This window comes from Nocardioides sp., from assembly GCF_025964975.1.
Classification (GTDB): domain Bacteria; phylum Actinomycetota; class Actinomycetes; order Propionibacteriales; family Nocardioidaceae; genus Nocardioides.
Genome location: NZ_JAOPXV010000032.1, coordinates 1 through 5852 on the forward strand (window position 1 = coordinate 1; position 5852 = coordinate 5852).

Annotated in this window: 5 protein-coding genes and 1 pseudogene; 2 read left to right on the plus strand and 4 right to left on the minus strand. The window is 68.8% G+C overall.

Features of this window, described 5'->3' with window-relative positions:
• Positions 1 to 124, plus strand: a pseudogene (locus JWN68_RS02680) (IS30 family transposase); the annotation flags it as partial.
• A gap of 102 nt (positions 125 to 226) precedes the next feature.
• Here the strand turns inward: JWN68_RS02680 and JWN68_RS02685 are convergent.
• The 4 genes from JWN68_RS02685 to JWN68_RS02700 form a co-directional block, all read right to left on the minus strand.
• Complete coding sequence (locus tag JWN68_RS02685; RefSeq protein WP_297734291.1) at positions 227 to 1231, minus strand: SGNH/GDSL hydrolase family protein; 1005 nt, start codon at positions 1229 to 1231, stop codon at positions 227 to 229.
• A 100-nt stretch (positions 1232 to 1331) separates the two neighbouring features.
• Complete coding sequence (locus tag JWN68_RS02690) at positions 1332 to 2093, minus strand: 2-phosphosulfolactate phosphatase (protein ID WP_297734294.1); 762 nt, start codon at positions 2091 to 2093, stop codon at positions 1332 to 1334.
• A gap of 115 nt (positions 2094 to 2208) precedes the next feature.
• Positions 2209 to 4164: a M13-type metalloendopeptidase gene (locus JWN68_RS02695; RefSeq protein ID WP_297734298.1), complete on the minus strand. Its 1956-nt coding sequence runs from the start codon at positions 4162 to 4164 to the stop codon at positions 2209 to 2211.
• A gap of 175 nt (positions 4165 to 4339) precedes the next feature.
• Positions 4340 to 5311, minus strand: a complete 972-nt coding sequence (locus JWN68_RS02700) for an NADPH:quinone oxidoreductase family protein (RefSeq protein ID WP_297734301.1) — start codon at positions 5309 to 5311, stop codon at positions 4340 to 4342.
• A 120-nt stretch (positions 5312 to 5431) separates the two neighbouring features.
• Here JWN68_RS02700 and JWN68_RS02705 point away from each other — a divergent pair.
• Positions 5432 to 5852 (plus strand): class I SAM-dependent methyltransferase (locus JWN68_RS02705; RefSeq protein WP_297734303.1); only part of this gene is annotated, 421 nt, incomplete at its 3' end.

Genomic DNA, 5852 nt, shown 5'->3' on the forward strand with positions numbered 1-5852 from the left:
GCTCCGCCAGTACCTTCCCAAGGGCACCGACCTGTCGTTCTACGGCCCCGGGATGCTGGACAACATCGCAGCCGAACTCAACGCCCGGCCCCGCAAGAGACACGCATTCCGCACCCCAACCGAAACGGGCTTGAGAAACTACTCATCGAAACCACAAAACACCCCGGTGTTGCGTGACTGTCTGGAATCCGCCGCCGGGGAAGGTGGCTCACGCACCGCCGGGACGTCACTCGGTCTTGAGGAACTCCTTGATGTCGATCCCGGCCTTGCGGGCGGCCTTGCGAGCCGCCGGCGTGTTCAGGTCAGGGAGGACGAACTCCTCAGGAGTGATGGCGCGGTCGGCTTCGGCGTACTGGCTCTGCAGCTTCGCCTGGCCCTCGCCCGACGCCGCCGACTCGGCGACGACGGCTGCCGTCACGGCGACCGCGGCGCCGGTCAGGACCGGGCTGACCGTGGGCGTGTAGCCGGACGCGTGGCCACTGGCCTTGGGGTGGTAGCTCTCCGAGATCGGGCTCGACAGACCGTTGATCCACTCGTCGGCGTCACAGACGGCGTGGCCCACGAACCGGCTGGCCGGGTTGGCGAAGGAGAATCCGCGCGCAGCGGCGACGGCGGCCGTCCTCGAGTTGAGCAGGTCGGCGGTCTGGTTGAGACGGGACTCCTCGGCAGGCGAGAACCAGGTGAAGGCATTGCAGTCCTCGCCGTTGAAGATCCGGGGGTAGCCGACGACGACGACCTTCGCAGCCGGCGCCTTGGCACGGATCGACGCGTAGAGCGCGTCCAGCTGGGCGGGCAGGGTGTTGTTGATGAAGGTCTGCGCCGTGTTGATCCGAGCGTCGCAGTTGCTCAACCACCCCGGCTTGGCGCACTCGGTCAGCACGCTGGCGAAGCCGGCGTCGTTGCCGCCGACCGCGATGGTGACGTAGTTGGTGGCGGTGGTCAGCGCGCTGAGCTGGGTGTTGGTGACGTCGCTGATCCGGGCGCCGGAGCACGCGCGGAAGTTCAGCGTGTAGCCGCGCGCGGCGGCGATCAGGCTGGGGTAGGCCTGGGTCGAGCGCTGGCACGTGGTGCCGTCGCTGATGTAGGAGCGGGTGCCGGTCCCCGACGCGTAGGAGTCGCCGAGTGCGACGTACGACGGGGCGGCTGCCTGTGCGGGCGCGTGGGCCAGGAACGGGAGGAGAAGGGCGACGAAGACGCCGATGAGGAGCGGGAGACGGGAACGACGAGCCATGCGAGTGACCTCCGAGATGTGAACCGTCACCCGGGTGTGACTGTGCTCACAGTAGGGACACGGCGGCTCCGCGACCAGAGCTGGCGGCAACCTCGTGGGCTCAGGCGCCGACGAACGACTCGCCGCGCAGCACCGGGACGACCTTGCTGGCATCGAGCTGACCTGCGACCGCGACGTCGTCGGCGAACCCTCCGGTCACCAGCTCGACGCCGCTGGCACAGGCTGCCAGCTCCGCGGCGACGTCAGGGCGTACGGCGCGGAACGACTCCTCCGCCAGGCGCGCCTCCGGACTGAGCCCGACCACGCCGCGATCGACGAGGCCGGCGATCACAGCGCCTGCTCCCCACAGGTCCTCGGCCGCGGGCCGCAGCGAACCGTCCGGCCACCGTTCCCCCGCCGGGATGACCGCACAGGTGGCACCCCCCAGGATCTGCGGCGCGAGCCAGTCGGCCACTGCGTCGGCGTTGCGCAGGCTGGCGCCCACCACTTCTGCCCCCGTCTCGGCCAGCCCGAAGGCGATGCTCGACCCGTTCGGGCTCGGCAGGACGAGCCGCTCGACCCCCTGCACAGTGGCCAGGCTCGCGGGTGAGAGGGACACGGGCCGGGCATCGCGCCGAGCGAGCGCCTCGAAGCGACCCAGAGCGAGGGTGGCTCCGTGCCGCAGCGCGTGCTCGGCAGCACGGGCGTCGTTCCACCTGAAGGGGAAGACCTCGATCCCCTGCTCGATCGCCACGCTGAGGGTGGTGGTGAACGACAGTACGTCCACCACGACCGCGACCTCGGCGGCGACCGCCGCAGCCCCCGTCGGCCCCCACTCGCAGCGGATGCTGTGGCCTGACTGGTCGTGACCCGGTTGATGCACCCCGCCATCCAACTACAGGCCCGTCCCGCCCAGCCCGGCTTGGCCGCCCCGTCCCGCCCGTCGAGCCTGGAAGCGGGTACGGTCCCCACGCCGGCGAGCAGTCGGCAGCGTCAGGTCACCAGATCCGGACGCGCTCCGCCGGCTCCAGCCAGAGGTCGTCGTCGGGGGCCGTCTCGAACGCCTCGTGGAACTCGTCGAGGTTGCGGACGATGTTGGCGCGGAACTCCGGCGGCGAGTGCGGGTCGACGGTGAGGTACTGGAGGTCCTGCTCCTTGCGCCGCTTGGTGCGCCAGCAGTAGGCCCAGTTCATGAAGAGGGCCTGACGGTCCTCGACCGGGGCCTCGCCGCCGGCCGCGATCACGAACGCCTTGTGTCCGATGGTCAACCCGCCGAGGTCCCCGATGTTCTCGCCGACCGTCAGCGCGACGTTGACCTTCTCGCCCGGCAGGTTGCGCGGCGAGAAGGCGTCGTACTGCTCGATCAGGGCCTTGCTCTTGACCTCGAACGCGGCCTTGTCGTCGGCGGTCCACCAGTCGTTGAGGTTGCCGGTGCCGTCGTACTGCGCGCCCTGGTCGTCGAAGCCGTGCCCAATCTCGTGGCCGATCACCGCACCGATGCCGCCGTAGTTCTCCGCATCCGACGCGTCGGGGCTGAAGAAGGGGCGCTGCAGGATGCCTGCGGGGAAGCAGATCTCGTTGGTGCCGGGGTTGTAGTAGGCGTTGACGGTCTGCGGCAGCATGAACCACTCGTCGCGATCGACGGGCGAGCCGATCTTGCCGAGCTCGCGGTCGGTCTCGAAGGCCGACACCGCGGCGACGTTGCCCATGAGGTCGCCGGGGCGCAGCTGGAGCTTGGAGTAGTCGCGGAACTTGTCCGGGTAGCCGATCTTCGGGCGGAAGGTGTCGAGCTTCTCGTAGGCCCGCTCCTTGGTCTCGTCGGTCATCCAGTCGAGGGCCTCGATGGAGACGCGGTAGGCCTCGAGCAGGTTCGCGACGAGGTCGTCCATCATCGCCTTGGACTCCGGCGGGAAGTGCCGGGCGACGTATTCCTTGCCGACCGCCTCGCCGAGGGCGCCCTCGACCAGGGAGACGCCACGCTTCCAGCGCTCGCGCAGCTCGGGGGTGCCGTTGAGGGTGCGGCCGTAGAAGTCGAAGTTGGTCTCGACGAACTCGTTGGGGAGGTACGCCGCAGAGCTGCGCAGCACATGGCTGAGCAGCCACGCCTTCCAGTCCTCGATGTCGACCTCGGCCAGCACGGTGGAGAGGTGAGCGAGGTAGGACGGCTGGCGCACGCACGTCTCGGCGATCGTGTCGCCGTTGCCGCCGAGGTTGGTGACGTAGACGTCCCAGTCGAAGTTGGGCGCCAGCTCCTGGAGCTCGTCGAGCGTGGTCAGGTTGTAGGTCTTCTGGACGTCGCGGGTCTCGGCGCGCTCCCAGTGGCCGGCCGCCAGCTTGGTGTCGATCTCGAGGACGGTCTGCGCGGCGGCGGCGGCATCGCAGTGCCCACCGAGCTCGAGGAGCCGGGTGAGGTAGGCGACGTACTTCTCGCGGGTCTCGGCGAACTTGTCGTCGCGGTAGTAGCTCTCGTCGGGCAGTCCGAGGCCGCCCTGGGTGATGTGGAAGAGGTAGCGGTCGGAGTTGCGGTCGTCGGTGTCGACGTAGGACCCGAAGAGCCCCGCGCCGCCGATCCGCTCGAACTCCCCGAGGAACGCCGCCAGGTCGCGGACGTCGCGCAGGCCGGCCACCGCCTTGACCAGAGGCTGGATCGGTCGGGTGCCTAGCTTGTCGATCGTCTGCTCGTCCATGAAAGAGGCGAAGAGGTCGCCGATCTTGCGCGCCTCGTCGGGGGTGATGCCGTCGAGGTTGTCGGGGGTGTTCTCGGCGAGCTCGGTGATGATGTCGCGGACCTGCGCCTCCGCGGCGTCCGCCAGCTGCACGAACGGTCCCCAGCTCGATCGGTCGCTGGGGATCTCGGTCTCGTCCAGCCAGCGGCCGTTGACGTGGCCGAAGAGGTCGTCCTGCGGACGAATGTCAGGGTTCATGCCCGGTCGGGCGTCATCCAGGATGCTCACGCAACCGACCCTAACCGGCTGGGTCAACGGCTCGGTCCCGAGGCGGCAGCGGACACCGGACACAGGCTGGTCCGGACCACGCTTTACACCCCGAGACGACCCGGAGAGGCTGACACGGATGCCCTCGTCGTCGCGGGGCAGAACGAGGGGGAACTTCTGTGCGCGCTGTCCGATCTCACGCCCGGACGCGCACGACCGACTTCCCGAGCGTCTTGCGTCCGGCCATGTCGATGAGCGCCTGGCCGAAGCCGTCCATCTCGTACGTCGCACCGATGGGCGGCTTCACCACACCGCTCTCGATCATCGGCAGGAGCTCGCGCCACTGCTGCTGCATGAAGTCCGCGCGCGTCATGGCGTAGGCACCCCAGCCCACTCCGCGCACGTCGATGTTGTTCAGCAGCAGGCGGTTGACCTTGACCTCCGGGATGCCCTGACCGCCGGCGAAGCCGACGACGAGCAGCCGGCCCTGCTCGGCGAGGCTGCGCAGGGAGTCGGTGAAGAGCTCGCCACCGACGACGTCGAGGACGATGTCCACCCCTCGGCCCCCGGTCAGCTGCTTGACCGCGTCCTTGAAGCCGTCCACCAGCACGGCCTCGTCAGCGCCTGCTGCGCGTGCGACCTCCGCCTTCTCCGGGGTGCTGACGACGGCGATGGTGCGTGCGGCGTATCCCTTGGCCACCTGGATCGTCGCGGTGCCGACACCGCCCGCCGCTCCGTGGACCAGCACCGTGTCGCCGGCGGTGATGCCGCCTCGGTCCTTGAGCGCGAACTGCGCGGTGAGGTAGTTCATGGGCAGCGCGGCGCCCTCGTCGAAGGACAGGGCGTCGGGCAACGGGAAGGTCCAGGCCTTCGGCGACGCGACGCGCTCGGCGGCGTTGCCCCAACCCGAGACACCGGCGACCCGCTGGCCCGGCACGAAGTCGCTGCTGCCGGCCTCCAGCACCACGCCGGCGAAGTCGACGCCCACGTTGAAGGGCATCTCGGGCTTCATCTGGTATTCGCCCTTGCTCAGCAGCAGGTCGGGGAACGAGACCCCCACGCTGTGCACCTCCACCAGCACGTCGTCGGGACCGGGCGTGGGCTCCGGGACGTCGTTGACCTTGAGGCCGGTTGGTCCGTCGGGGGCTTCCACTTGTACGGCGCGCATGGTGGGCAGGCTACGTCCTCGCGGCCTCGATGCGGAGTCGGTCGTCTAGCCTGTGCTCCGAACCTCGGTCGGCATCGGGCCGCCGATTCCGGGCCGGCCACCAACTGACAGGACGCCTTGATGGACAACAACGTCCCCTTGGGTGACAGCGAGCTGCAAACCATCGCCCTTGAGTCGAACGCATCAGCGGTGAACTATCACGCCTGGCTCTGCTCGATGGCTCGTCCCTACCTTGGCTCCAATCCGCTCGAGCTGGGTAGTGGACTCGGGGACTACGCGCAGACGTGGCTCGACGGCGGACTGGAGCAGATCGCGATCTCGGAGATCGAGCCCCGGCGGAGGAGCATGTTGGAGGACCGGTTCGGCCGGGATCCTCGTGTTCGTATCGTCGACGTCGACCTGTCCGATGATGCGCCGGGTGACTTCAGCAGCATCGTGTCGTTCAACGTCATGGAGCACGTACCTGACGACATGGCCGCTTTCCGTGCAGCTCACGCACTCCTCGCGAGGGGTGGCTACTTCGTCACGTTCGCACCGGCAT

Bases quoted from the DNA above. Each gene is read 5' to 3' on its own strand.
- JWN68_RS02700 (WP_297734301.1), bottom strand. From the start codon at position 5,311: ATGCGCGCCGTACAAGTGGAAGCCCCCGACGGACCAACCGGCCTCAAG.
- JWN68_RS02685 (WP_297734291.1), bottom strand. From the start codon at position 1,231: ATGGCTCGTCGTTCCCGTCTCCCGCTCCTCATCGGCGTCTTCGTCGCC.